This window comes from Collinsella aerofaciens (assembly GCF_032584215.1).
Classification (GTDB): Bacteria; Actinomycetota; Coriobacteriia; order Coriobacteriales; family Coriobacteriaceae; genus Collinsella.
This window is the reverse complement of the sequence record NZ_JAWHPN010000019.1, coordinates 1-24914: the sequence shown is the minus strand read 5'-3', so window position 1 is coordinate 24914 and position 24914 is coordinate 1. Positions and strand designations below refer to the sequence as shown.

Below are 24914 nucleotides of genomic sequence, written 5' to 3'. Positions count from 1 at the left end.
GGATTGCTCATGAACCTCGTATTGCTCGGAGCTCCGGGTGCCGGTAAGGGCACCGTCGCACAGGAGCTCGTCGCCGAGTTTGGCGTCGCCCATATTTCCACGGGTGACCTGCTGCGTGCTGCCGTCAAGGGTGGCACCGAGCTTGGTATTCAGGCTAAGAAGTACATGGACGCTGGCGAGCTCGTTCCCGACCAGCTCGTGATCGACCTTGTCAAGGAGCGCCTTGCCGCCGATGACGCCCAACAGGGGTTCATCCTCGACGGCTTCCCGCGCAACACCGCCCAGGCTGTGACGCTCGATTCCGAGCTTTCCGCCATGGGTCGTGAGATCGACTGTGCCCTTCTGGTCGATGTGGCCCCCGAGGTCATTATCGATCGTCTGTCTTCGCGTCGCACCTGCCGCGCCTGCGGTTACACCGGCACCGCTGCCGATGCTACCTGCCCCAAGTGCGGTGGCGAGATGTATCAGCGCGACGACGACAAGCCCGAGACCATCAAGAACCGTCTCGACGTCTACGAGAAGTCCACGAGTCCGCTCGTCGACTACTATCGTGGCCAGGGTCTGCTCAAGTCGGTCAACGGTGACCAGGCTCGTGAGACCGTGTACGGGGATGTCAAAGAGGCTCTCGGTCTATGATCAAGATTAAGTCTGCAACGCAAATCGAGCAGATGAAGAAGGCAGGAGCGCTATCTAAGATGGCGCTCCGCCACGTTGGAGCCATGGTGCGTCCCGGCGTTTCCACCTTTGAGCTCGATCAGCTCGCGGAGCAGATTATCCGCATGCATGGCGGCACCCCGGCCTTTAAGGGCTACGGCGGATTCCCGGGGACCATATGCGCATCGATCAACGATGCCGTGGTCCACGGTATTCCCAACCCCGACATGATCCTGCGCGATGGCGATATCATCTCCATCGATACGGGAGCCGTTGTCGACGGTTGGGTCGGCGATAACGCTTGGACGTTTTTCGTCGGCACCCCCACGCCCGAAGCCAAGGCTTTGTGCGAGGTCACGCGTGATTGCCTTAAGGCTGCCATCGGGCAGGCTGTTCCCGGTAACCATATCGGGGACGTCGGTTATGCCGTTCAGTCCCTCGCCGAGTCTCACGGTTACGGCGTGCTTCGCGATTATGTGGGCCATGGCATTGGCCGCGTGATGCACGAGGACCCCAACGTTCCTAACTATGGAAAGAAGGGGAGGGGCGTTCGCCTCCAGGCCGGCATGGTCATTGCCATCGAGCCGATGGTTACGATGGGTTCCAACCATGTGAGCACGGGCTCCGACGGTTGGATCGTCACGACCAACGACCACCTGCCCGCCGCGCACTACGAGAACACCGTCGCCATTACCAATGACGGCCCGGTGATTCTCACCACGGATGCGCAAGGTGCTTGGTGTTCGCTCCAAGGCGGAGAAATGTAACAAGTTCCACTTAGTTGTGGAGCCATTACGAAGTTATTACGATGCGTACATACGTGTTGTAAAATACTCAATCGCTGTCGTTTTCTAGAGAAAGATGATTGCTTGTGAAGAAGGAAGACGCAATTGAGCTCGAGGGTACGGTAAAAGAGCCGCTGCCCAACGCCATGTTTAAGGTCGAGCTCGAGAACGGTCATTCGGTTCTGTGCAACATTTCTGGCAAGATCCGAATGAATTACATCCGCATTCTCCCCGGTGACAGGGTTGTCGTGGAGCTTTCCCCGTACGACCTGACCCGCGGCCGCATCACCTATCGCTATAAATAGCGGCACGCATACACGCTCTTTTCCGACTGCAGGCTTAGCTCAACCTACGGTCGGTTTGCGTGTGAAGACCAGCCATAGTTTTAAACGCCTGCGGCTGGGCGAGTAGATAGTAGGGAAGTAGTTTGAGCGCTACCGAAAGGAAGAACGATGAAGGTACGTCCTTCGGTCAAGAAGATGTGCGATAAGTGCAAAATCATTAGGCGCCATGGCAAGGTCCTCGTCATTTGCGAGAACCCCCGTCATAAGCAGCGTCAGGGTTAAGAGAGGAGACTACGTTGGCCCGTATTAATGGTGTCGACCTCCCGCGTGAGAAGCGCGTTGAGATCGGTCTGACCTACATTTACGGCATCGGCCGCACCACTGCGACGAAGATCTGCGTCGAGTGCAACGTTAACGTGGATACGCGCGTTAAGGACCTCACCGAGGATGAGGTTAACGCCATCCGCGATTATATCGATAAGAACCAGATCATGGTTGAGGGCGACCTCCGCCGTGAGCGCAACCAGAACGTCAAGCGCCTTATGGACATCGGCTGCAACCGCGGCCTTCGTCACCGCAAGGGCCTCCCGGTCCGCGGCCAGCGCACCCACACTAACGCTCGTACCCGCAAGGGCCCGAAGCGTCAGATCGGTGCTAAGAAGAAGAAATAAGGAGCGCTAGATAGATGGCTACTGCTAAGAAGAACGTTCGCGCTGCCCGTCTGAAGCGCGCGGACCGTAAGAACATTTCCGTGGGCCAGGCTCACATTCGTTCTACGTTCAACAACACGATCGTTTCGATCACCGATCCCCAGGGCAACGTCATTTCCTGGAAGTCGGCTGGCCAGGTGGGCTTCAAGGGCTCCCGTAAGTCCACGCCGTTCGCTGCCCAGATGGCTGCCGAGGCTGCTGCCAAGCAGGCCATGGAGCACGGTATGAAGAAGGTTTCCGTCTTCGTCAAGGGCCCCGGCTCCGGTCGTGAGACCGCCATCCGCTCCCTCCAGGCTGCTGGCCTCGAGGTCTCGAGCATCCAGGACAAGACCCCCATTCCGCACAACGGCTGCCGCCCCAAGAAGCGTCGCCGCGTGTAACTGAAAGGATCGTATCAATATGGCAATCGACAGGACTCCTGTTCTTAAGCGCTGCCGTCAGCTCGGGATCGATCCCGCTGAGCTCGGTTACAGCAGCAAGAAGGAATCTATCCGTCAGCCCAAGCGCCGTCGCAAGGAATCTGAGTACGGCATGCAGCTGCGCGAGAAGCAGAAGGTCAAGTTTATTTATGGCGTTCTGGAGAAGCAGTTCCACGGCTACTTCAACAAGGCCCGTAAGATGAACGGCGTCACCGGTGAGAACCTCATGATCATCCTTGAGTCTCGCCTCGACAACGTTGTCTTCCGTCTTGGCTTCGCCCGCACCCGCAAAGAGGCTCGTCAGTCCGTCCGTCACGGTCACTTCACCGTGAACGGCAAGCGCGTGGACATCCCGTCCTACCGCGTCAAGGCCGGTGACGTCGTCGCTGTCGGCGAGAAGTTCCGTGACCTCCTCCCCATCAAGGAGGCCCTGATTTCCTCCGAGCGCTTTGAGGTCCCTGGCTGGCTCGAGGTCGATATCGAGAAGCTGTCTGGTAACGTGCTCGCTCTGCCGACGCGTGAGCAGATCAGCGGTGATATCAACGAGCAGCTCATCGTCGAGCTCTACTCTAAGTAGTCCATCCGGGCTGCTGAGGCTGGAGGTAATACATGTCAGAATTCATTAGGCCTCAGGTTCAGGTCGAAGAGATCAACGAGACGTCTGCTCGTGTCTCCGTCGAGCCGCTCGAGCGTGGCTACGGCGATACGCTGGGTAACTCCCTTCGTCGCGTTCTTCTGTCCTCGCTCGAGGGTGCCGCCGTCGAGGCTATTCAGATCGATGGTGCGCAGCACGAGTTCATGACCATCCCTAACATGGTCGAGGATGTCACCGACATCGTCCTGAATGTCAAGGGTCTTGTCTTCAGGGCTCTCGGCACGACCGACGAGGCGACCGCCACCATCTCGGTTGACGGCCCCTGCGAGGTCACCGGTGCGGACTTCTTTATTCCGTCCGAGTTTGAGCTGGTCAACCCCGAGCAGCACATTGCTACGCTCACCGAGGGTGGCCATCTCACCATGAGCATGCGCATCGGCTATGGCCGCGGCTATGTTTCTGGCGAGGCCAACAAGCGCGACAACGATCCCATCGGTGTGATCCACGTCGACTCGCTGTACTCGCCGGTTTCCCGTTGCGCCAAGCTCGTTGAGGCTTGCCGTGTCGGTCAGCATACCGACTACGACCGCCTTGTCCTCGAGATCGAGACCAACGGTTCCATCGCCCCGCGCGACGCCGTGGTCCAGGCTGCCAATATCATCAACCAGCATATGGCCGCCTTTATGAACCTTGCCGAGACCCCCGAGGTCGAGGAGGAGGCTTCGATCTTCGCTCCCGAGGTCACCAACGACAACGCCGAGCTGGACAAGCAGATCGAGGATCTGGACCTTTCCGTCCGTTCCTACAACTGCCTTAAGCGCGCCAGCATTCACTCGGTCCGTCAGCTCGTTGAGTTCTCGGAGAACGATCTGCTCAACATCCGTAACTTCGGTGTTAAGTCGATCGAGGAAGTGAAGGACAAGCTTGAGTCCATGGGCCTGAGCCTGAAGGCTTAATGCTTCGCATATTTGAGGAGAAACTAGACCATGCGTCACAACGTTAAGAAGGGCCTGAAGCTCGGCACCGATGCGAGCCACACCAAGGCCATGAAGAAGAGCCTTGCTAAGGCCCTCTTCGAGAACGACCGCATCAAGACCACCGAGACCCGCGCTAAGGCGCTGCGTTCGGTCGTCGATCCGATCATCACCTGGGCCAAGAAGGGCGACCTGCATTCTCGTCGTCTGGCTATTGCCAAGCTCGGCGATAAGCAGCTCGTTGCCGAGATTTTCGACAAGGCTGCTCAGGGCATGTGGCAGGACCGCAACGGCGGTTACACCCGCATCATGAAGCTCGGTAACCGCAAGGGCGACAACGCTCCCATCGTTATCATGGAGCTCGTCACCGAGCCCTGCACGCCTAAGGCCAAGAAGGCTGCTCCGGCCCCCAAGAAGGCCGCTGCTCCCAAGAAGGTCGAGGCTGTCGAGGAGGCTCCTGCTGAGGAGACCGCTGAGTAGACATTCCGTCTGCATAGGCTATATTCGAGGGGTACGTTCGCGTACCCCTCTTTTTTTGTCGCGATACCGTTGCTTTTATGTTGGGAGCGCCCATGACTGCGCCGTCTGATTTCAATTCGATTTCCGAGCTTGACGCCACGCTAGTATTTCGCGTGGCCTATGATGGCTCGTCGTATAGCGGATTTGCCGAGCAGCCGGGACAGACGACGGTTGCGGGTGAGCTGCGTCGAGCCATCGAGACGCTGCTTCGCCGCTCGATCGATCTGACGTGCGCGGGGCGTACCGATGCCGGCGTGCATGCCGTGGCTCAGTACATCAGCGTGCCCGTAACGGACGCTGAGCTCGCCTTGACGCGCCGTAGGTGGCTGCGGGCTATGGATGCCCTGCTGCCCAAAGATATCGCCATAAACGAGGTCTACAAGGCCCGTAAAGGCTTTTCTGCACGCTTTGATGCGCGTTCACGTACATATACGTACCGTATTGCCGATCGCGACGCGCGTCCCGTGCTCTCACGGGGTGCCGTGTGGTGGCATCGCTATCCCTTGGACGTCGAGGCCATGTCTGCGGCCTGTCCCGCGCTTTTGGGTGAGCAGGACTTTAAGAGCTTTTGCAAGGTTGCCTCGGCCGTTGGCAAGCCCACGCATCGCTGCGTGATGCGTGCCGAGTTTGGCCATGAGGTTGCGTTTGGCGAGGACATCCTGACGTTTACCATCGAGGGCAATGCGTTTCTGCATTCGATGGTCCGCACGATCGTGGGCACGCTTGTCGAGATTGGCATGCATCGCCGTGAACCCGAGTGGATGCGCGAGGTCATCGATGCTTGCGACCGTATCGCTGCGGGCCCCACGGCTCCTGCCTGCGGCCTTACGTTTATGGGCGTGGATTACGATCCCGCCGAGCTTGTCGTGCTCGACTAGGGGAGGGCTCGACGCGTCGTGCGTCGGCACCTGTCATCTGTGGGCTGCGCGTGTGCAACATCTGTTCTTGGCGTGCAATACAACCGGTGTCTCATTGCTTTTATTGCCGGGGTGTACCATGAACCACGGTTTGATTCATTGCTGTCGAGAGGACGGATAACTTGGTTCGACGTGGCTCGCATCCGCGACTTTCGGTGATCCTTGTGGTAGAAGGTTCGCCCAGCTATGCGATGCGTGCGCTCGAGAGTGTCCAGAACCAAGACCTCTACGATTTGCAGATTGTCGTTGTCTGCCGCGATGCTGCGCCCGGTGTGCGCCATTCGCTTCAAGTTGCTGCCGACAGGGACATCCATATTGATTTGATTGACGTCGAGGACGCGAAGCGCGGTGCTTGCCTTCGTGCCGGTTTTGCTGCCTCGCGTGGCTCTCAAATCATCGCTATGAACGCCGATGAGTGGTTTGCTCCGCAGTCCCTTTCCAAGATGGTCGATATCGCGTGCGATACCGCGGCAGACATAGTGTTCCCCACGGTGTCGCTCGACCGCTATGATGCACATCGAGAGCGCCATTCGCGCGTCTTGGATGCTGCTCATATTTCCATTGATGGCAAATCTTCGATGGTGGCCGGGCTGCCTCAGTTGATTTTAGGCGGCCTTGTCGTTCAGACCTCTGGTGTGATGTACAGCCGCTCGCTGTTTGAGGCATGCCTTTTGTGCGACAAGGTGTTTCGCACAGTTGGGTTTATGACATGCGCGCTTTCGCAGGCACGATGCGTGTCCGGCTGCGGCGATGCTTGTTTCCACGCGGCGGCACCTAAGCTTACAGATGCCTTTGATCCCACCATGTATGCCAAGGTATCTGATGATACCCGAGCGCTCGACGAGCTTGCGGACTCACTCTCGGAAGCAGATAGCGGTGGTCGGCTCAAGCTGGCAAGCCAGAAGTTCTACTTTGCCGGACTGGTCGCCTGCATCGAGAATTTGTGTCTGAGCCCGCATGGGGTGTCGTCAATCGAGCGTTCCGCCCGCATGCGTGATATGCTCGAGGCGCCTCGAACCCGTCAGATGGTCGCCGCGCTCAAGGATAACCATCGGGGACTCGGTCTGTTGTTTGGGCCGATCGCCAGCGCCAAGCCCGCGCGCTGCGTGATGTGTACGCATCTGGCAGCTTTTCTTAACCGGACGGGCGCAAAAACCGCCTAAACGGCTCATTTCGAAACAAATTTGCATAGAATTGTTTCGAAATGCGTTCTTATACACAAAAGCCTTCAAATAGCGTTAAACTATTCAATCACTGATTGATTGTCTCCGCCATCTTTTGGAGAGAGGGTTTGTATGGCTAAAAAACGCAATGGGCGCCAGGATGCCATTAGAGATATTGTGCGCAATAAGGACGTCCGCACGCAGCGCGTGCTGGTCGATGAGCTCCGCGCTATGGGCTTTGATTGCACGCAGGCGACTGTCTCTCGCGATATTGCCGATATGGGGCTGCGTAAGCTCCCTGAGGGCATCTATGTTCTGGCAGAGGACCTGCACCTGCAGCGTATGGTTTCCGAGCTCGTAACGGGCGTTCTGCGCACCGATAATCTGGTTATGATCAAGGCTCAGCCTGGTACGGCTTCCGGCATCGCCGCCGCTGTTGATGCGGCAGAGCTGCCCGATGTGCTTGGCTCACTTGCCGGCAACGATACGATTTTGGTTATTGCCCAGACGGCCGAGGACGGCGAGCGTCTTGAGGCGCTGATCAATAAGCTGAGCAATTCTCGCAAGTAGGCGTGCGGGTCGTGCGCTCGGCACTGTGCGCGCTGACATAGCGGCTTGTAAGGGGTATCGACGTTGGTCGGTACCCCCTTTTTGTCTGCCGGTATAAAGATCGCCCATCAGGTCGCTTTAAACTAAAAAGGCCCCCGAGCAGTTTAATAAGCTGCACGGGGGCCTTGTTGCTTATGGCTGGATGAATTTCTAGCCGACCGTATCGTCAGGCGTGGGCGAGGGGTCGGGAGTGGGCGTAGGCGTAGGCGTGCCGCCATCGCCGCCGGTTGAACCACCAGTGGAGCCGCCCGTCGAGCCACCGGTGGTACCGGTGCCGCCGGTGGTGTCGCCGCCCGTGGTCTCGGTGGTCGTGGTCGTCGTTGTCGTTGTTGTGGTGGTTTCCTCTTCGTCCTCGTTCTCGTCCTTGTCGTCGTTCTCCGTCTTCTTGGTGTTGTTGGTGCCGTAGAACTTCCAGACGCTGTTGTTCTTGTAGGTGGGCGCCGTTCCGGTCGCAAACTCCTCGCGCTCGGTACCGGTCAGAACGGTGTTCATAAACCGCTTAAAGACAGGCAGGTTGGTGCTGTCGCCCAGCAGGTCTGTGCCGTATTTTTGGATGGGGATCTCACCTGCGGAATAGCCGGTCCACAGGGCGCACGCCAGCTGCGGGGTATAGCCGCAGAACCACAGGTTGGTGGTGTTGTCGGTGGTGCCCGTCTTGCCGGCATAGGGCTGGTTGACGCTCAGGGCACCGGCAGCACCCGTACCGCCGCCCTGCATGACGCCGGACAGAACATCGGTGACCGCGGCGGCCTCGCCCTCGGTAAGCACCTGTGAGGGATTGTCCGTGTGCTGGTACAGCACCGAACCGGTACGAGAGTCAATCTCGGTGATGGCGATCGGCTGGCGATAGTAGCCGCCGTTGGCAAACGTCGCGTAGGCGGCGGCCATCTCGAGCGGCGAGATCGAGCCGGTGCCGAGCGTCATGACGGGAACGTCCTCGATGTTGTCCTTGGCGGGATCGATGCCGAGCTTTTTGACGAGCGAGATGATCTTGCTGTTGCCGACGGCTTCCGCCACCTGGATGTAACCGGTATTGGAGGAGTATGCCGTCGCCTGCTTAAGCGTGATGTTGCCATAGCTATGGTTGGCGTAGTTTTGGACCTCGGTCGTGGTGCCCTTGGCCTTGAGCGGCGAGTTGCAGTTGAGGGTGACGTTGGGGTTCATGCCGTTTTGGATGGCAGTTGCCAGCGTAAAGGCCTTAAACGTGGAGCCCACGGGGCGCTTCGCCGTAGCGTGGTTCACATGGTTCTCGTCGGCGTTGTAGTCGTAGCCGCCCACCATGCACTTGATGTAGCCGGTCTTGGGATCGACGACGACCATGCCCATGTCCAGGCCGTCGAGCGAGAGCGTGTCGAGCTGCTCGCGGACGGCATTTTCTGCCACCTGCTGCATCGTGGGGTCGATGGTGGTCTTGACGGTCAGACCGCCCTTAAAGAGCACGTCGGTCGAGAACTCCTGCTCCAGCAGCTGCTTAACATAGGCGACAAAGTAGGGCTGCGAGTATACGTCGACGCCGCTGCCCGAGATTTCGGTCACGTTGAGGGTGATGGGCTCGGCCTGTGCGGCATCGTGCTCCTCCTGCGTAATGTGGCCCAGGCGCAACATGTTGTCGAGGACCTTGTTGCGGCGAGACAGTGCCAGATCGGGATTGACCGTGGGGTCGTACTGCGAAGGCGAGTTGGGAAGGCCGATCAACAGTGCGGCTTCGCTCAGGGTGAGGTCGGCGGCGCTCTTGGACAGGTAGGTCTCGGCTGCGGCCTCGATGCCGTAGGCGCCGTGGCCGTAATAGATGGTGTTGAGGTACATCATGAGGATCTCGTCTTTGGAGTACATGTCCTCCATCTTGACGGCGATGTAGGCCTCGCGCACCTTACGCTCGATGGTCGAGTCGAACTGCTCCTCCTGCAGAATGGTGTTGCGCACCAGCTGCTGGGTGATAGTCGAGGCGCCTTCGTGCCCGCCGCCGAGGGTTGCCACCGCAGCACGCGCGATACCCCACAGGTCGATACCGCCGTGCTCGTAGAAGCGCTCGTCCTCGACGTCAACGGTGCCCTGCAGCACGTAGGGGGAGACCTCGTCCTTGGTGATGGACTTGCGGTTTTGCGTGTAGAAGCTCGCGATCTTGTTGCCGTTGCAGTCGACGATCTCGGTGGGCTCGCTCACCAGATACGCGTTGGCGTCGGTGTAGTCGGGCAGATCGGACAGCCAGCGGTTGACGTTGCCGACCATGCCGATGCCAAATGCCACGCCCGCAATCAGCAGAAAGCCTAAAAATGAGAGCAGGATTATGGGCAGAGCATGCGTCTTTGAACGGCTGCGTCCCTGTCGTTGGCGAGGACCCATATATTGACCTCCAGGTATGTCGTGCCGGGCGGCGGATGTGCCGTCGAGGCAGGATGGACATAAGTTATTACACGATAAACCAAACGGGGCGCGCGAGGCCTCGTGTATGCTGGAAGACGGCATTTTTCAGAGTGAATGCATACCTTGGTAAGGAGTTTGCCGATGGCGATTCGGGCGATGGGGCCGAGCGGACAATACGAGACTGGATTGGATGCTGCCGGTGCGGCGCTGCCCGAGCTGCTGGCGCCGGCGGGCGGACTCGACCAGATGCTTGCGGCCATCGCCGCGGGTGCCGATGCCATCTATGCGGGGTTGGGCGGCTTTAACGCCCGCGTGAGCGCGCATGGCTTTACGGATGACGAGTTTGCGCGCGGCTGCGCCGTGGCGCATGCCCATGGCGTGCGCGTGTACGTGACGCTCAACGTGTTCGTGTTTGACGATGAGTTGTCCGACGCGGTGGCGTTGGGAGCTCATGCACTGGAGCTGGGCGCCGATGCTCTGATTGTCGCCGATGCCGGGTTGGCCTGCGCGCTGAGCGCGGCGATTCCCGGGGTCGAGATTCACCTGTCCACGCAGGCGGGCGTTCATAGCGAAGGCGCCGTGCGGCTTGCCGCCGATGAGCTGGGGGTCGAGCGTGTGACGACGGCACGCGAGCTGACGGTCGACGAGATTGCGGCGCTATGTGCCACGGGCGTGCCCATCGAGGTATTCTGCCACGGTGCGATTTGCATCGGCTATTCGGGGGCGTGCGAGTTCTCGGCCCTGCGGCGTGGGCGCTCGGCGATGCGCGGCGACTGCACGCAGCCGTGCCGTCTGGCGTACGACCTGGTGGACGAGGCGGGGCAGAGCGTTGTCGCCGTCGAAGGGGATCGCCTGTTGTGCCCGCGCGACTATCTGGGTATTGCGCATCTGCCCGAGCTTGTAGATGCCGGCGTGGCGTCGCTCAAGATCGAGGGGCGCATGAAGAACCCCGATTACGTATTCAATGTGGTGCGGGTGTGGCGCCGGGCGCTCGATATGCTGCGCGACGACGCGTGGGACCCCGGTGCCGTGGAAGAGCTTGAACGCGAGCTGGGAAGGTCGTTTAACCGTGGGTTTACCGATGCGTACCTGCGAGGGCGTTCGGGTGCCGAGCTGATGAGCTTTGAGCGCGCAATTAACCAGGGCGTGCGCGTGGGACGCTTGGTCGCTGTGGGCCACGAAGAGGTGACCGTTGAGTTCGACGCCGCCGTGGCGGCGGGTGACATGCTCGAGATCCGGTTTTATCCGGGTGTCGACGCGCGTCCCGATGTGCCCAAGCGCTGGCCGCAGGTGCCCTGCCCGGTGGATGCCGCAGCGGGGAAGCGCGTCGTCGTGCATTGCAAGCGTAAGGTGGACACGGGCTGCGAGGTGTACCTGATTCGCAGTGCCGGCGTGTTGGATCAGACGGCGGCAGTGTTGGAGCGCATGCGGGCCGAGGCGGATGCGATTGCGCCCGTTGCGCGTGCCGTTGAGGTGCTGCCCTTTGAGGGCGTTGCGGTGGATGGCGGTGCGTCGACGGAGTTGGTGGAGTGCGCGGTTCCCACTCGCATGGTTTTTGCTTGGCAGCTGATGGATGCCGACCCGCGCGGAGAACTCGATTTGTCCGACGCCGTTGTGGTGCTTGACGAGGTGTGCCGCACGGGTGACGCTGACTGGACCCGCTCACTGATGCAGCGTGCCGGGCGCATCGTCTGCCGCAACCTGGGGCAGGTGGCGATCGCTCGCGAGCTGGGCGTGACGTTTGACGTGGCGGCGCCGGTGTTCTGCGCGAATCGGGCCACGCTTACCTGGCTGCGCGGATTCGGTGCGGGGCGGGTGTACTTGCCGGCCGAGTTGCTCGGCAATGATGCGGAGCGTATTGCCGAACTGGCTGCTGAACCCGGCGTCTTGGGTCCGGTCGACGCCGACCGTCCCGAGCTTATGGTGTGCGAGCACTGCCTGCTGACCGCCGAGGGCGTCTGCGCCACCGATGCGACGGGACAGGTCCGTTGCCGCGACTGCTTGCGTCGTCGGCAGGTACGCTATCTGGTCGAGCGTGGCGGTACACGTCTGCCAGTTGCCATTGACGCATGCGGCAGGACGAGGATTTTCCTGTCGTAGGTGCTGCGTCGCGTCAATTTGTTATCATAAGAGAGTTTATGGACTTCCAGCACCGCCGTTTTCGGCGAGGGTGCTATAGCAAAAGGAGGATACCCAATGCTGTCTGTTGACGAGCAAATGCGTATCATCACCTCGGGCGCCGCGCAGATCGTTCCCGAGGCCGACCTTCGCAAGAAGCTTGAGAAGGGCGAGCCCCTCAACATCAAGCTCGGCGTCGACCCCACCAGCCCCGACCTGCACCTGGGCCACGCCGTGCCGCTGCGCAAGATGCGTCAGTTCCAGGACCTGGGCCACAACGTCACCCTCATCATCGGCAACGGTACCGCGCTGATTGGCGATCCCTCGGGCAAGAACTCCACCCGTCCGCAGCTTTCGCAGGAGCAGATCGAGGCCAATGCCGAGACCTATGTGAGCCAGGCCATGAAGATCCTGGATCCCGAGAAGACCACCATCGTGCACAACGGCGACTGGATCCTTTCGATGGACCTGGCCGGCCTGCTGCAGGTGTGCTCCAAGTTCACCGTCGCCCGCATTCTTGAGCGCGACGACTTTACCAAGCGCTACCAGTCCCAGACGCCGATCGCCCTGCATGAGTTCCTGTATCCCGTGATGCAGGCTTTCGACTCCGTGCAGATCAAGGCCGACGTGGAGATGGGCGGCACCGACCAGCTCTTCAACCTGCTCGCCGGCCGCGAGCTCATGGAGAAGATGGGCATGGAGCCGCAGATCGCGCTCACCATGCCGCTGCTCGAGGGCACCGATGGCGTGCGCAAGATGTCCAAGTCCTATGGCAACTACATCGGCCTGACCGACGCGCCCAAGGATATGTTCGGCAAGACCATGTCCATCCCCGACGAGATGATCGGCAAGTACTATCGTCTGGCCAGCTCGCTCACCCCGGCCGAGGTCGACAAGATCGACGCTGCTCTGGCCGACGGCTCTGCCGACCCCTACGAGCTCAAGCGCGCTCTGGGCCGCGACCTGTGCGACACCTACCACGGCGCCGGCGCCGGCGACGAGGCTCAGGCCGAGTTCGACCGCGTATTCAAGGAGGGCCAGCTTGCCGACTTCCCCGAGAAGCATGTCGAGCTGACCGTCAACGACGAGGGTCAGATCTACCTCGCCGGCCTGCTCAAGGACCTGGGCCTTTCGGCGAGCGCCGGCCAGGCTCGTCGCGATATCGACGGCGGCGGCGTCAAGATCAATGGCAAGGCCGTGGCTCCCAAGAGCTATAACATCGATCCCAGCGCCCTCAAGCTGGGTGACACCCTCTCCGTGGGCAAGCGCAAGGGCTTCAAGTTGGTCTAACGAGCGAGTTGACCTCACAAGTGCAATAAGGCCGCAGCCGGGAATCCCGGCTGCGGCCTTTTTTGGCACTTGGGGACGTTCCTTTTGTGCCGGCACTTTGGGACACTCCTTGTCATTGGTGCAAAGCAACCTCTCCTCATTGCACCAAGTGGCGTGTGCCGTTAAGCGGAGAGGCGTATTGTTGACCCATCGTTTGGGCATACAATGGCTATTGGTCTGCTGCGGTGAAGGTCTGTCCGCTCCGCAGCTTTTTTCTACGGTTAAAGGAGTATGTATGTCCGTTGAGGTCATGAGGTCTGTGATCGAGGCCGCCGAGGGCCGCGTGCCCGTCGACACGCTGTTTATCAATGCGCAGATTGTCGACGTGTATGGCCAGCGTGTGGCGCCCGGCAGCGTTGCCGTCAAGGACGGTGTGATCGTCGGCGTGCTCTACGATGGTCGCGACGATGCCGCCGGCACCTACGAGGCTGCCGAGGTCATTGACTGCCAGGGCCGCTATCTCGCCCCCGGCTTTATCGACGGACATCTGCACATTGAGTCCTCGAACATCCGTCCCGCCGAGTATGCGCGCATGGCGGCGACGCGCGGTACCACCACCGCCATTGCCGACAGCCACGAGATCGCCAACGTGGCGGGGCTCGACGGCCTGCGCTTTATGATCGAGGACGGTCGCCGCGCGCCCATTTCCATCAAGTACATGATGCCCTCATGCGTGCCCGCGCTGCCCGATGAGCAAGCGGGCGCTGTGATTACCGCTGCTGACATGCAGGCGTTTTTTGCCGAGCATCCGGGCGACGTTTTTGGCCTGGGCGAGATGATGAACCTGCCGGGCGTCTTTATGGCCGATCCCGAGACCTGCGCTCGCATCGATGCTGCCAACCAGACGCCGTCCAAGCAGGTCGACGGCCATGCGCCGCTCGTTGCCGGCAAGGACCTCAATGCCTATGCCGCGGCGGGTATTATTGCCGACCACGAGTCGACGATTCCCGAGGAGGCGCTCGACAAGCTGTCTCGCGGCATGTACGTGATGCTGCGCGAGGGTACGTGCAGCCATGATCTGGCCAACCTGTCGCCGATGCTGCTGGAGAATCCCGCGCGCGCCCGCCGCTTCTGCTTTGCGACTGACGACCGCGCTCCTTCCGATGCGCTTGCAACCGGCATGATCGACAATGCCTGCCGCGTGGCGATTGAGGCCGGTATCGACCCCGTGGTCTCTATCTCTATGGCGTCCCTCTCCACGGCCGAGGCGTTTGGCCTGGATCACGGCTGCCGCGACCCGCACGAGCTCCGCGGTGCGATTGCCCCGGGCAAGCGTGCCGACCTGCTGGTGCTCAATGACCTGACGTTTGCCACGGCTCCGCATCGTGTATATGCCGCCGGTGCCCTGGTGGCGCAGGACGGCACCTTTGTGGGCGAGATCGCACCCGAGATGGCCGAGGTTGCGGCCCTTGCCGATGAGCTGCGCGCCTCCGTTAAGCTGCCGAAGCTTTCGCTCGACGTATTCGACTATGCCTTTAAGCCGGGCGAGGCCGTGATTGACGTGGTGCCGGGCAAGGCCATCACGGGCATGGTTCGTCCCGAGAGCGCCGAGGGCCTGCGCCGTATTATGCTGATCGAGCGCCACGGCCGCGGCGTGTCGCTGCAGGCCGAGGGCGCCGACGGTGACGGCCCCGCTGGCCTGGGACTCGTTGGCAAGCATATCGGCCGCGGCTGGGTGCGCGGCTTTACCATCACGGGTGGTGCCATCGCCTCGACGATCGGACACGACTCGCACAACGTGTGCGTCGTGGGCGACAACGCCGCCGATATGATGGCCGCCGTTGATGCCGTGGGCCAGGGCGGTCACGTGCTGGTGCGCAACGGCGAGGTCGTGGCGCGCATTCCGCTGGCGCTCGGTGGCCTTATGAGCGAGGGCACGGCCGAGGATGTCGCCGCGCAGCACGATGACTTTATGGTCAAGGCGCGCGCCATGGGCATCGAGCCGCCGCTCGACCCCATCATGGGCATCATCTTCCTGCCCCTGCCGGTGATTCCGACGCTCCGCATCCGCCCCGAGGGCATGTTTGACGTCACCACCTTCACCTACGCCGACTAGTCATCGGGGACGTTCTTAAACGACTAGTCGTCGGTGACACTCTTTGGCGTGTCGCCTGACGCCGCGACCGTGAGACCTCTGGCACGCGTGAGCTATTTGCCGGGTCCATGTAACGTTTATGACTGCGGGGTCTTATTTGAGCTCCCTTTGGGTACGTTGGAATTGGATACACGTTCGATTCCAACAAGCCCGAAGGGAGCTTTTCTATGTTTAAACTGATTGCATCCGATATGGACGGCACGTTGCTTGACGAAAACGGCCAGGTGCCTCCCGAAACCTATGAACTGATCCTGGCGCTACGCGAGCATGGCGTGCATTTTGCCGCATCGTCAGGTCGTCGCTACGATCGACTGTGCGAGTTCTTTGCGCCCGTTCGTGACAAGATGGACTTTGTCGCAGCTAACGGTGCCCAGGTCTACGCCGACGGCAAGATGGTGGACCGTGAGGTGTATTCGCACCTGGCGATTCGAAAGCTCGCCCAGGCCGTCGGGACGTTTCCCAATCTGCATCTTGCACTCTTTGACCGAACCAAATCCTTCTTGCTCGATGACGAGTGCAAGTTCGTACGCGAGGTCGATAAGGACCTTCCCAATGCCGAGCGCATTTGGGAGCTGCCCGATCCCAGCGTAAATATCATCAAGGCGAGTATCTTTTGCGATGACGGTGCCGTTATGGACAGTGCGTACGTGCTACAGCGAGAACTCGGTCAGCTCTTTACCTTTGCGCCTTCGGGCAACGCGTGGATCGATGCCATGCAGCCCGGTGTGTCGAAGGCCTCGGGCATCGCACAGCTTGCGGAGCATTACGGCATTGGACGCGACGAGATCATGGCGTTTGGCGACTCGATGAACGACTACGAGATCATTCGCTTTGTCGGCACGGGCTGTGCGATGGAAAACGCGCGCCCCGCGCTCAAAGCGGTTGCCGATCGCGTCGTAGGCTGCAACCGCGACCATGCCGTTCAGCGTGAGCTCCGCCGTGTGCTGGAGAGCCATGTTTAATCCGACAGATGGGGACGTTCCCGTTCTGCCGGCAGTGGGGGACAGTCCTTGCAGCTTTTTCGCGAAGAGTGTCCCTAACGACTAGTCATTCAAGAACGTCCCCAGTGACTAGGCGAGGGCGGCCATGATGGTGCGGGCGACGCCGTCGTGGTCGTTGTCGTATTCGGTGATGGCGTCGGCGGCGTCGCGGTCCTCGGGCTCGGCGTTGATCATGGCCATGCCATGGCCCGCTGCCTGCAGCATGGGGATGTCGTTGATGTTGTCGCCGAACGCCCAGGCGTCGGCGAGACGCTCGCCCAGGTGCTCGCATAGCCACGTGAGGGCCGTTCCCTTGGTGGCGCCCTCGCCCATGACCTCGATATTCATGGCGTACGAACGCGTGACCTCAATGCCTCCGAGCGTGTCGAGCTCAGCCGCGATGGCGTCGCGATCGGCCGGGTCGTGCCAGTACATGGCGATGCGTTCGAGCGTCTCGACCTCGTCGATCTTGCTGTCGATATCCATGTCGATCGGTGTTCGTGTGCGCTTGAGCGAAGCCGCGATGTGGGGGTCGCCGCCACAGAACTCGTCTAGGCGCTCATAGAGCGAGCGGGGGAGGAAGCACTGGCCGTCGGCGAAGATATCGAAGGTCACATCGTGGCCGGCGGCGATGCGATGGATGCGATGGGCGATGCCACGGTCGAGCGGTCGGCTCAAGATACGTGTGGCGCGTGAGGCATCGGTAGGCACATCTTCGTCTAGCTGCCAGACGCTGGCACCATTGGCGCAGACTGCGTAGTGCACGGCGGGATGGGCGAGGATAGGCTCAAAGATGCCCGACAGCGGACGCCCCGTGCACGGTACAAACTCAATGCCGCGACGTGCGAGCTCGTCGAGCATCGCCCAGGTGGCGTCGCTCATCTGCTTGTCACTCGTCAACAGCGTTCCATCCATATCGGAAAAAACAATCATTCGATGCAGCCCTTTCTGCTGGCATAAAAAGCGTGGCCGAGGGCGGTGATGCCCTGGCCACGCTCGAGTTCTATAACGGTCCGCGTCCTAGCGGTCGGCGAGCGGCTTGTACTCCAGCGGCTCGATCACCGGACGGTACGCCGGGCGGATGATGCGATGCGCGCAGAAGAGCTCTTCCATGCGGTGCGCCGACCAGCCGGCCATGCGGGCGACGGCGAACAGCGGCGTAAAGAGCGTCTCGGGCACGCCGAGCATCTTGTAGATAAAGCCCGTGTACAGGTCGATGTTGGCGCAGATAGGCTTGGTCATGCCGTGATCGCGCATCACTTGCGGGGCCAAGCGCTCGATGCGCTCGATGAGTGCGAACTCCTCGCCCAGGTCCTTCTTGGCGGCAAGCGTGCGCGCGTAACGGCGGCACACCTCGGCGCGCGGGTCGCTCAGCGTGTAGACGGCGTGGCCCATACCGTAGATGAGACCCGTGCCGTCGAAGGCCTGCTTGTCGAGAATCTTGCCCAGGTAGGCTGCGACCTCGTCCTCGTCCTCCCAATTGGAGACATGTGCACGGATGTCCTCGTGCATGGACACGACCTTGGCGTTGGCGCCGCCGTGGCGCGGGCCCTTGAGCGAGCCGATGGCCGCGGCGTAGGCGGAATACGGGTCGGTAGCCGAGGAGGACAGCACGCGGCAGGCAAACGTGGAGTTGTTGCCGCCGCCGTGCTCGGCATGCAGCATGAGCATCACGTCGAGCAGCATGGCTTCGTCGCGGGTGAATGCCATGCCGCCGCGGAGCACCTGCAGGATGGTCTCGGCGGTGGAGAGGCCGGGTGTGGGGTGCGGTACATGAACCTCGGAGCCGCGACGCTTGGCGACCGAGGCCATATGCGCGAAGGCGGCGATGCGGGGGAGACGGGCGAGCATGGAGATGGCGACGTCGATTTCGTGCTCGGGTGTAATGGCGTCGGGCTCGGCGTCGAAGGCGTAGAGCAGCAGCACGGCGCGCTGAAGCACATTCATGATGCTCGACGACACCGTGGTCATGGGGAACTCTTTGACGTACTCGTCGCTCAGATGCCTAAAAGCGCCCAGACGTTCACAAAAGCCGTCGAGCTCCTCTTTGTTGGGCAGCGAGCCCGTGATGAGCAGGTAGGCGACCTCTTCGTAGCCATAGCGATTCTCGGCCTGGGCGTTGTTGACCAGGTCCTCGATGCTATAGCCGCGCAGCGTGAGCTTGCCCTGGTCGGGTACGACCTTGCCGTCGACCTTGTTGTAGCCGTGCACGTCCGAGATGCGGGTAAGGCCCGCAACCACGCCCGAGCCGTCGGCATTGCGTAGGCCGCGCTTGACGTTATGCTCGACGAACAGACCCTCGTCATACGGATTAGTCGGCATGCCGTGGTAGAGGTTTTCGCTTTCGGGCGAAATCTGGCGGCTCGCCTCATAATCCAAGACCAGGCGGCTCAGATGGTCATCGAAGCGGTAGTAGATTTTCTTGGCGTCGTAAGCCATGCGCGCTCCTCTCGGGGCCGTGTGGGGGCGGCGTGCTTGGGTGCAGATGCGCCGGCCTGTTCCCGCACGGCCTGTTCGCTACAGGCGGTACATAAAGTTAAAGACGTCCTCGCGCTGGATGGACACGTTGACGCCCGAAAGCTCGCCGGCCTCGGCCAGGGCCTTCTGCAGCTCGGCGAAGTCGAGCTTGGACTCGGCGGTGTCGGCCAGCATGGTCATGGTGAAGATGTCCTCGATAATGGACTGCGTGATGTCGCGGATGTCGACGTTGGCCTCGCCCAGAACGCGGGTGACGCCGGCGACGATGCCGGGGCGGTTCTTGCCAAGGACGGTGATGACGATACGGGAGGACGAGATCTCGGCCATGGGAAACCCTTTCGCGTGGTTGCGGCGCGCGCGGGGCGCTCCGCTACGGTACAGTGTTCATCATTGTACCTGTCTGGCGCAAAAAAGGCGCGCTCGCTGCGGCGTTACATGCCTGCAACATGAGCGTAAGGGGGAAGGCCGTACGGGGAAGAGCCGTCTGGCGCGTGTCCGGCTCGTGTTGGGTTGATTTCCGATCTCAGCCGAACACATTGAGCGGACAGGCCGTTCCCGCAGTCAGCCGAACGCCTCCGACGGCTGATTCCGAACTGGAAGCGGAGGGCATCCCCGCCCTTCGGTAGGGGATACCGCTCCGCGGCGCATGCCGCGGGCGGCGCCCCTATCGGACCACCGTGACCTCAGTTGGGATGGGCCCAGCACTGCCGCGTACTCGGTGAGCTAGAGCCAACTGTTCATCTTCACGTCGCGTATGGCGATATTTCGGTCGTCCGGCTCGGTGATGCCGTAGCCGAACGCCTGGAGCGTCTCGATGGACTCCTGGATCCTCTGTTGGAACATGGGACCCGGATCGACCCTCGGCCCGAGGTGCCCGCGCCAAAGGCACGGCGTGGCGCGCAGCATGTTATGGATTTTGGAGATGGGCTCGATGTCGGCGTAGACGTTGAGCGTCGCCATGGCGTCCTTGTGGCCGAGGATCGATTGGAGCGCCTTGATATCGCCGCCTTGGCGGATCCACTGCGTTGCGAACGTGTGGCGAAGGCCGTGGAACGTGATCAGCTCGTCGTTGGTGCCCATGAGGCCGTTGGTCTCCGAGAACGTCTTGAACGCCCTGCGGATATAGCTTGTCGTCGCGAAGGTCGCGCCCGGCTCCGACAGGATGTAGCAGTCCCCGATCTCGACCGCCCCGGTAAGGCCGCGCAAGCGCAGCTTTCCGCAGTCGATCTCGTGGGTCTCCTTCAGGAAGGGGAGTAGGCCGACCGGGTCGATGGGGATACCCCTGGCGTCATGGGTCTTGGTGTCCTTGATGAACGAACCCATTCCCTTCGCGTACGCCACCGAGTGCCTGATCGAGATCAGGCCCGTCTCGAAATCCACATCGCACCACCGAAGGCCGCAGACCTCGCCGATTCGCATCCCCGTGTGCAGGGCGAGTACGACCGCCCTCTAATCCTCGGCGGACCAATCGAGTCCGAACTCCTTTCGGGCATCCTCTTCGCTCATGACTTCGAGAAGGTCTCCGGGTTGGCAACGAAGGGCGAGGCATAGCTGCTCGAGTGTGTTGAAGCGAATGCCGCGAATATGCCCTTTTTTAATACGGGACAGGTTCACGGGCGTGGTTCCAATCCTTTCGGCAAGTTCGTTCGAGGAAATCTTTCGCTCGGCCATGATCTTGTCGAGGCGAACAATTACGGGCATGGCGTTTCCTTACGCAATCTCGTCGGAGTCGAGGTACAGCTCTCGGGCGTACAAGAAGAGCTGGGAAAGCATGAACAGGACGATGCCGAGAACCAGAGAGGTCCAATCGAATGATGAAGCGATCTCTTGGGCGCCGACGGCCCCCTCGCCGCCAAACATCGAAACGGAGGTTTTGAGTGAGCCGGCGTAGAGGCTGGTGGCAGCTTGAACAACGAAGAGAATGCCGAGCACCTTCAAGCATGTCGCAGACCCTTTCTTGAAGGGGTCTCCGCTCTTGATCGTCCACACGAGAACGGCGCTGAGGATGGTCGTAGCGATACCGATGACGGCAGGGACCAATGTCGAGATCGCAAGGGCTGGATACGCGGGGGAGTCTGCAATTACAGGGTTGTCGAGCACTTCGATTGCTGGCTTTAAGGAGAACGCCACTTGTGCGATGGCGGTGGCGCAAAGGGTCGCAGAGGCTATCGCACATGCGATGCGGAAGGAATGAAGCCGGGGAGTGCGATTGTCGGAACTCATAATAACCTCCGAAGAATTTAAAAAACTCAGGTTACTTTTTAACAGTTTATGTTAAATTGACTTTGCCGGCAAGTAATCACAGCATACTGCAACCGAAACCCCTCTAGATTGGAGAGGATTATGTTCAGTACTGTTAAGTCGTGTAAGCTCTTGGTTTTCCTCGGCCTCGCTCTTTGTCTGTTGCTGTCGGGAGCCCCCGCTTTTGCGGATACCCCGATGCCTCCTTCCCAGGAGAGCAGCCAGTGTGCCCTCGTTGAGCCCCTCGGGTATACGGACGACGTCGTCGATACCTACTGGAGCTACAGCTGTCCTCGCGGCGTAAGCGGGCACAGCATCTCGATGTTCAACATCTCTTACAAGACGATCTCCTACCGAAATGGCTATCGCCGATCTGCGCATCATAGGGAATCCCGCCTCGCTGCAATGTGCTCCTGTGGTGTTCTTGGCACAACTGATAAATGGCAATTTGTCTATAGCACCTACTAGATGCGAGGAAGGGCCGAGCATTTTGTTCGGCCCCTCTGTTCCGACTGGATGAGGTTAAGGTTGGCGATGAATATGCTCAAAATCTCGAAGGCGATCTTTAGGTCGCTTCTCTCCTCCAGGTCGCTCTGTGTTGTCGTTGTTGCGTTGATGGTTCTTTGTGCTTTGCCCGTCTTCAGGAGCGCGGCTGGCATCGACGGACGGGTCGAATACCTCGAGTCGGGAATAACCCGTGTTGAGCAGGAATTGTCAGCATCCTATGCGGATGCGCTTGTGAATGCGGGGGAGGACGGTGTCTATACCTCTTCATCAAGCATGCCCGCGCTTCTGTACCCTCTTGCCGCGGGACGTCTTATCTTGGCACCGCTCTCTCCCCTACTTCCGTTTCTGCAGATATCGGATGGAGAGTACACCTATTATGACGGATCGAAGGAGTACTTGCTATGGGTCGCAACGGCCGTTGCCGTCTCGTTCCTTGCCGCGCGTCTTAACAAACGTGAAAAGCTCATCATCCAGGCACCGATGGGCGAGCTGGGTAGACTTGTTGCATCGAGCGTATGGGCGAGTGTTTTTGCAATGCTTGCCGTCCTCGCCATCAATCTTCCAGGGATAATCGCCGCGCTTGTGAAGAATGGCCCGGGCTCGCCGTTCTATCCGATAGGCTACATTCAATATGCGACTCCGGTTATCAAACCGGCTTGGCTGGTGTTCGCGCAGACGGCCATCTTGCAATTCTTGGTGGCAGCGTTCATCTCGCTTGTCGTTCACCTTGCCGTGAAGATTGCCAATAACCCTACGCTTGGAATCGTGTTCGTATGTGCCCTGATGGGGGTGACGATGGTTCCCGGGTATTACGGAAGATCCATCGCTTTACGTGAGTTCGCCCTGTTGAATCCCCTTACGTATGCGAACACTGAGTTGACCGTCGGCGCCTATAGCCCGTACCCGACAACGCAGATAGTGAATCTGCCTGGACTTTGCTTCGAGCGTGGCGCGATTGCCCTCGTATGCGCAATCGGGATCGAGGTGCTGGCAATTAGTCTGCTTTGCGTTGCTGGAAAGAGCGGCTGCGCGTGCCCGATATCCCCGATTTGTCTTGAGAGAGGTTCCTTCACTGCATCGAGAACGGCAACTCGTTCGAGCGCTTGTGCCTCCGCCGTTGCATACGTAAGAACGATGGGGAAACTGCTCCTGCGTTCTCCTACCCTCGCCGTATGCGCGATTGCAATGTCGACGACGATGCTGGCCCCGGCTCTGGTCGAGATGTTTCCTGACGCTGATAACGTTTCCGCTGTTCGGTATAGGGATGGGGAGCTCCGTTCAATAGATCGGTATCTAGAGCAGAACGCTGCGAATATGGACGTCGAGGGCAAAGCGGCCCTGGAAGACATGCGGGATGCTCTTTCGGGTTTCGTGTACGCGCCTATGCCTGCGGAGGGGTTTCGAAGCCTTGCGACGTACGAGCGCGCTCGAGGTGAGCTGGGCGCGGCAGATGCGACTCTCCTGCAATCGATCGGAATCGAGCCGGAGACTCCTTCTCGTGCGGAGGCGCGCGCCCTTCTGCTTGAGTCGATCGCGAGCTTGCCGGACCCCAAGGTTTACGAGTTAAGTACGAAGATGCCCCCATTAATCCTCCTTTCGTATCTCCAGGCAGTGCTTCCCTCCTTATTTTTGCTGTTGCCCGTGGTTGTCACATCGCTCGCGTGCACCCACCTGCAGTGTCGTTCCCTTCTGGTTCTCCAGATCCCCGCAACAGCGCATGTGCGTTTTCTGACGGCTGTTGCGCTGGCTCTCCTGCTTGGCTTGGTGCTGCTTTTGGTGTCGATGGTTCCCGCTGTCGTTGTGTCCGTGATTAAGAACGGTGCGGGTGGATCGGAGTATCCCGTCGCTCTCATTCGGGCGGGAGCTTCGACAACGTCCATGGTGGGGGAGGCGGTGTTGTGCAGTATTCCGTTGCTGGTCATGGCATACGGCGTGATTTCCGTCGTCGCTGCGTTGACAGCAGCGATTAGCCGCAACCCCGTTGTCACCGGAATGGTTTGCGCGGTTCTCTTGGTGTTGGGTTCGTTGAGCGCTCATGTTGAAAGCGTGGGCATGGGCGTCGCGCTGCTGGCTCCATTCGCCTCGTTTGATCCCGCTTCTCAGGTGGGGACGATTGGGTTCCTTGGGCGAGGGACGAACGCGATGCCTTTTGGAGAGGTCGTCGGCGCATCGGGCGCTCTGCTGGTGGTCTTGGGCGCCGTATCTCCGTTGATGGTGCGCCTGAGTGTTCCAAAGATCGAAAGGGGATGATCTCGATGATTGACCTTCAAACGCTGACGATCTCTTATGGAAAGAAGGTGCTCGTAGATTCGGTGAACGCTGAGTTTGCCCCGGGTACGGTCTACGGTCTCGTCGCTCCGAACGGGCATGGAAAGACGACGTTGCTGCGTGCGATGGCAGGTTTGCCGGGTCCTCGCGTGGACGGGAGCATCGTTCTGGATGAGGTGCAGGGTACGGGTGCGAGAGAGGTCCGTTCTATGATCTTCTATGCACCTGGTGAGGGGACGCTGCTGTATCCCGGATTGCGTGCGGAAGATCACCTCAAGATGGTTTGCGATATGTGGCCGCATGCTCGCGATATCGAAGAGATAGTGGAACAAACGCAGATAGGCGAGTTCGCGAAGATGAGGATCCGCACTCTGAGCCAGGGCATGAAGCAGCAGCTTACCCTGGCGATTGCGTATGCGACGGGCGCGCGGTACCTTCTATTAGATGAGCCCATGAACGCGCTCGACCCCAGCAGGGTGGACTTGCATTCCGAGATTCTCAGGAAGCTGGCCGATTCTGGTACGTGCATCATCATGTCATCCCACATCTTGGATTCGGTCGATAGGCTGTGCGATGAGATTCTGTTTTTGAAGGATGGGAGGCTCATTAGAAGCATTCCGCAAGATGATGCTGCGCCGAAGTCTCCTGGATCCCATTTCGCAAAGCCTGCCGGACGCGCCGAGGGTGCGCTAAGCACGTATCGGCGACTCTACGAAAAGGGCGGGTAGAAATGCAAGTTAAAAATCTATGTGGCCAATGTGATACCGTTGAACCCGCATATCGATACCGCTCAGCCATTCGCCTCGCCCCCGCCGCGCGTATCTTCATCCGGTCTGTTACTTTTAGTCTAACAATTCTTTGAGGAACGTAGGTGCTTCTAAATGTACTGTCGACTTCTTCTCAAA

Annotated in this window: 25 protein-coding genes; 18 read left to right on the top strand and 7 right to left on the bottom strand. The window is 60.1% G+C overall.

Features of this window, described 5'->3' with window-relative positions; translation table 11 throughout:
• Window positions 1-9 precede the first annotated feature (9 nt).
• The 12 genes from RX395_RS06725 to RX395_RS06670 all read left to right on the top strand — a co-directional run bounded on the left by RX395_RS06725 (window position 10) and on the right by RX395_RS06670 (window position 7590).
• Window positions 10-636, top strand: a complete 627-nt coding sequence (locus RX395_RS06725; protein ID WP_006235269.1) for an adenylate kinase — start codon at window positions 10-12, stop codon at window positions 634-636.
• Window positions 633-1421: a type I methionyl aminopeptidase gene (map, locus tag RX395_RS06720; protein ID WP_316366410.1), complete on the top strand. Its 789-nt coding sequence runs from the start codon at window positions 633-635 to the stop codon at window positions 1419-1421. Before RX395_RS06725 ends, map begins: the two co-directional genes overlap by 4 nt.
• 104 nt (window positions 1422-1525) lie before the next feature.
• Window positions 1526-1744: a translation initiation factor IF-1 gene (gene infA, locus RX395_RS06715; protein WP_035137443.1), complete on the top strand. Its 219-nt coding sequence runs from the start codon at window positions 1526-1528 to the stop codon at window positions 1742-1744.
• 147 nt (window positions 1745-1891) lie between these two features.
• Entirely contained in the window at window positions 1892-2005 is a 114-nt protein-coding gene (gene rpmJ / locus RX395_RS06710; protein WP_006363204.1) for a 50S ribosomal protein L36, read from the top strand.
• A gap of 14 nt (window positions 2006-2019) precedes the next feature.
• Window positions 2020-2394 (top strand): 30S ribosomal protein S13, encoded by a 375-nt coding sequence (gene rpsM / locus RX395_RS06705; protein ID WP_022094275.1) that lies wholly within the window; start codon window positions 2020-2022, stop codon window positions 2392-2394.
• Window positions 2395-2408: 14 nt separating this feature from the next.
• Window positions 2409-2813 carry a 30S ribosomal protein S11 gene (gene rpsK / locus RX395_RS06700; protein ID WP_006235274.1) on the top strand — a complete coding sequence of 135 codons (405 nt, stop codon included), beginning with the start codon at window positions 2409-2411 and terminating at the stop codon, window positions 2811-2813.
• Between the two features lie 19 nt (window positions 2814-2832).
• Complete coding sequence (gene rpsD, locus RX395_RS06695) at window positions 2833-3429, top strand: 30S ribosomal protein S4 (RefSeq protein WP_006235275.1); 597 nt, start codon at window positions 2833-2835, stop codon at window positions 3427-3429.
• Window positions 3430-3461: 32 nt separating this feature from the next.
• Complete coding sequence (locus RX395_RS06690; protein WP_006235276.1) at window positions 3462-4403, top strand: DNA-directed RNA polymerase subunit alpha; 942 nt, start codon at window positions 3462-3464, stop codon at window positions 4401-4403.
• A gap of 30 nt (window positions 4404-4433) precedes the next feature.
• Window positions 4434-4901: a 50S ribosomal protein L17 gene (gene rplQ / locus RX395_RS06685; protein WP_006235277.1), complete on the top strand. Its 468-nt coding sequence runs from the start codon at window positions 4434-4436 to the stop codon at window positions 4899-4901.
• Window positions 4902-4993: 92 nt separating this feature from the next.
• Window positions 4994-5818 (top strand): tRNA pseudouridine(38-40) synthase TruA, encoded by an 825-nt coding sequence (gene truA, locus RX395_RS06680; RefSeq protein WP_316366405.1) that lies wholly within the window; start codon window positions 4994-4996, stop codon window positions 5816-5818.
• Between the two features lie 203 nt (window positions 5819-6021).
• Entirely contained in the window at window positions 6022-7020 is a 999-nt protein-coding gene (locus RX395_RS06675) for a glycosyltransferase family 2 protein (protein ID WP_316366403.1), read from the top strand.
• A gap of 132 nt (window positions 7021-7152) precedes the next feature.
• Window positions 7153-7590 (top strand): arginine repressor, encoded by a 438-nt coding sequence (locus tag RX395_RS06670; RefSeq protein ID WP_006235280.1) that lies wholly within the window; start codon window positions 7153-7155, stop codon window positions 7588-7590.
• Between the two features lie 189 nt (window positions 7591-7779).
• On the opposite strand, the gene RX395_RS06665 is transcribed toward RX395_RS06670, so the two are convergent.
• Window positions 7780-9972, bottom strand: a complete 2193-nt coding sequence (locus tag RX395_RS06665; RefSeq protein ID WP_316366401.1) for a transglycosylase domain-containing protein — start codon at window positions 9970-9972, stop codon at window positions 7780-7782.
• A 162-nt stretch (window positions 9973-10134) separates the two neighbouring features.
• On the opposite strand from RX395_RS06665, the gene RX395_RS06660 reads away from it, so the two are divergent.
• The 4 genes from RX395_RS06660 to RX395_RS06645 all read left to right on the top strand — a co-directional run bounded on the left by RX395_RS06660 (window position 10135) and on the right by RX395_RS06645 (window position 16497).
• Entirely contained in the window at window positions 10135-12093 is a 1959-nt protein-coding gene (locus RX395_RS06660) for a U32 family peptidase (RefSeq protein WP_316366399.1), read from the top strand.
• A gap of 96 nt (window positions 12094-12189) precedes the next feature.
• Window positions 12190-13401, top strand: a complete 1212-nt coding sequence (gene tyrS, locus RX395_RS06655) for a tyrosine--tRNA ligase (protein WP_035137437.1) — start codon at window positions 12190-12192, stop codon at window positions 13399-13401.
• Window positions 13402-13675: 274 nt separating this feature from the next.
• Window positions 13676-15496 (top strand): adenine deaminase, encoded by a 1821-nt coding sequence (locus RX395_RS06650; RefSeq protein WP_316366397.1) that lies wholly within the window; start codon window positions 13676-13678, stop codon window positions 15494-15496.
• Window positions 15497-15702: 206 nt separating this feature from the next.
• Window positions 15703-16497, top strand: a complete 795-nt coding sequence (locus tag RX395_RS06645) for an HAD family hydrolase (protein WP_316366396.1) — start codon at window positions 15703-15705, stop codon at window positions 16495-16497.
• 108 nt (window positions 16498-16605) lie between these two features.
• On the opposite strand, the gene RX395_RS06640 is transcribed toward RX395_RS06645, so the two are convergent.
• From RX395_RS06640 to RX395_RS06615, 6 genes are all read right to left on the bottom strand, one after another.
• Complete coding sequence (locus tag RX395_RS06640; RefSeq protein ID WP_316366394.1) at window positions 16606-17448, bottom strand: Cof-type HAD-IIB family hydrolase; 843 nt, start codon at window positions 17446-17448, stop codon at window positions 16606-16608.
• Between the two features lie 87 nt (window positions 17449-17535).
• A complete protein-coding gene (locus RX395_RS06635) occupies window positions 17536-18954 on the bottom strand; it encodes a citrate synthase (protein ID WP_316366393.1) in 1419 nt (472 codons plus the stop codon).
• Between the two features lie 78 nt (window positions 18955-19032).
• A complete protein-coding gene (locus tag RX395_RS06630; RefSeq protein WP_006235289.1) occupies window positions 19033-19320 on the bottom strand; it encodes an ACT domain-containing protein in 288 nt (95 codons plus the stop codon).
• A 396-nt stretch (window positions 19321-19716) separates the two neighbouring features.
• Window positions 19717-20424: a site-specific integrase gene (locus RX395_RS06625; protein WP_270225426.1), complete on the bottom strand. Its 708-nt coding sequence runs from the start codon at window positions 20422-20424 to the stop codon at window positions 19717-19719.
• An 18-nt stretch (window positions 20425-20442) separates the two neighbouring features.
• Window positions 20443-20694: a helix-turn-helix domain-containing protein gene (locus tag RX395_RS06620; protein WP_006235292.1), complete on the bottom strand. Its 252-nt coding sequence runs from the start codon at window positions 20692-20694 to the stop codon at window positions 20443-20445.
• Between the two features lie 9 nt (window positions 20695-20703).
• Entirely contained in the window at window positions 20704-21216 is a 513-nt protein-coding gene (locus tag RX395_RS06615) for a DUF2975 domain-containing protein (RefSeq protein ID WP_006235293.1), read from the bottom strand.
• A gap of 552 nt (window positions 21217-21768) precedes the next feature.
• Here RX395_RS06615 and RX395_RS06610 point away from each other — a divergent pair.
• Window positions 21769-23991, top strand: a complete 2223-nt coding sequence (locus tag RX395_RS06610) for a hypothetical protein (protein ID WP_316366391.1) — start codon at window positions 21769-21771, stop codon at window positions 23989-23991.
• A 5-nt stretch (window positions 23992-23996) separates the two neighbouring features.
• Window positions 23997-24737, top strand: a complete 741-nt coding sequence (locus tag RX395_RS06605; protein WP_117769450.1) for an ABC transporter ATP-binding protein — start codon at window positions 23997-23999, stop codon at window positions 24735-24737.
• Window positions 24738-24914: the final 177 nt, after the last annotated feature.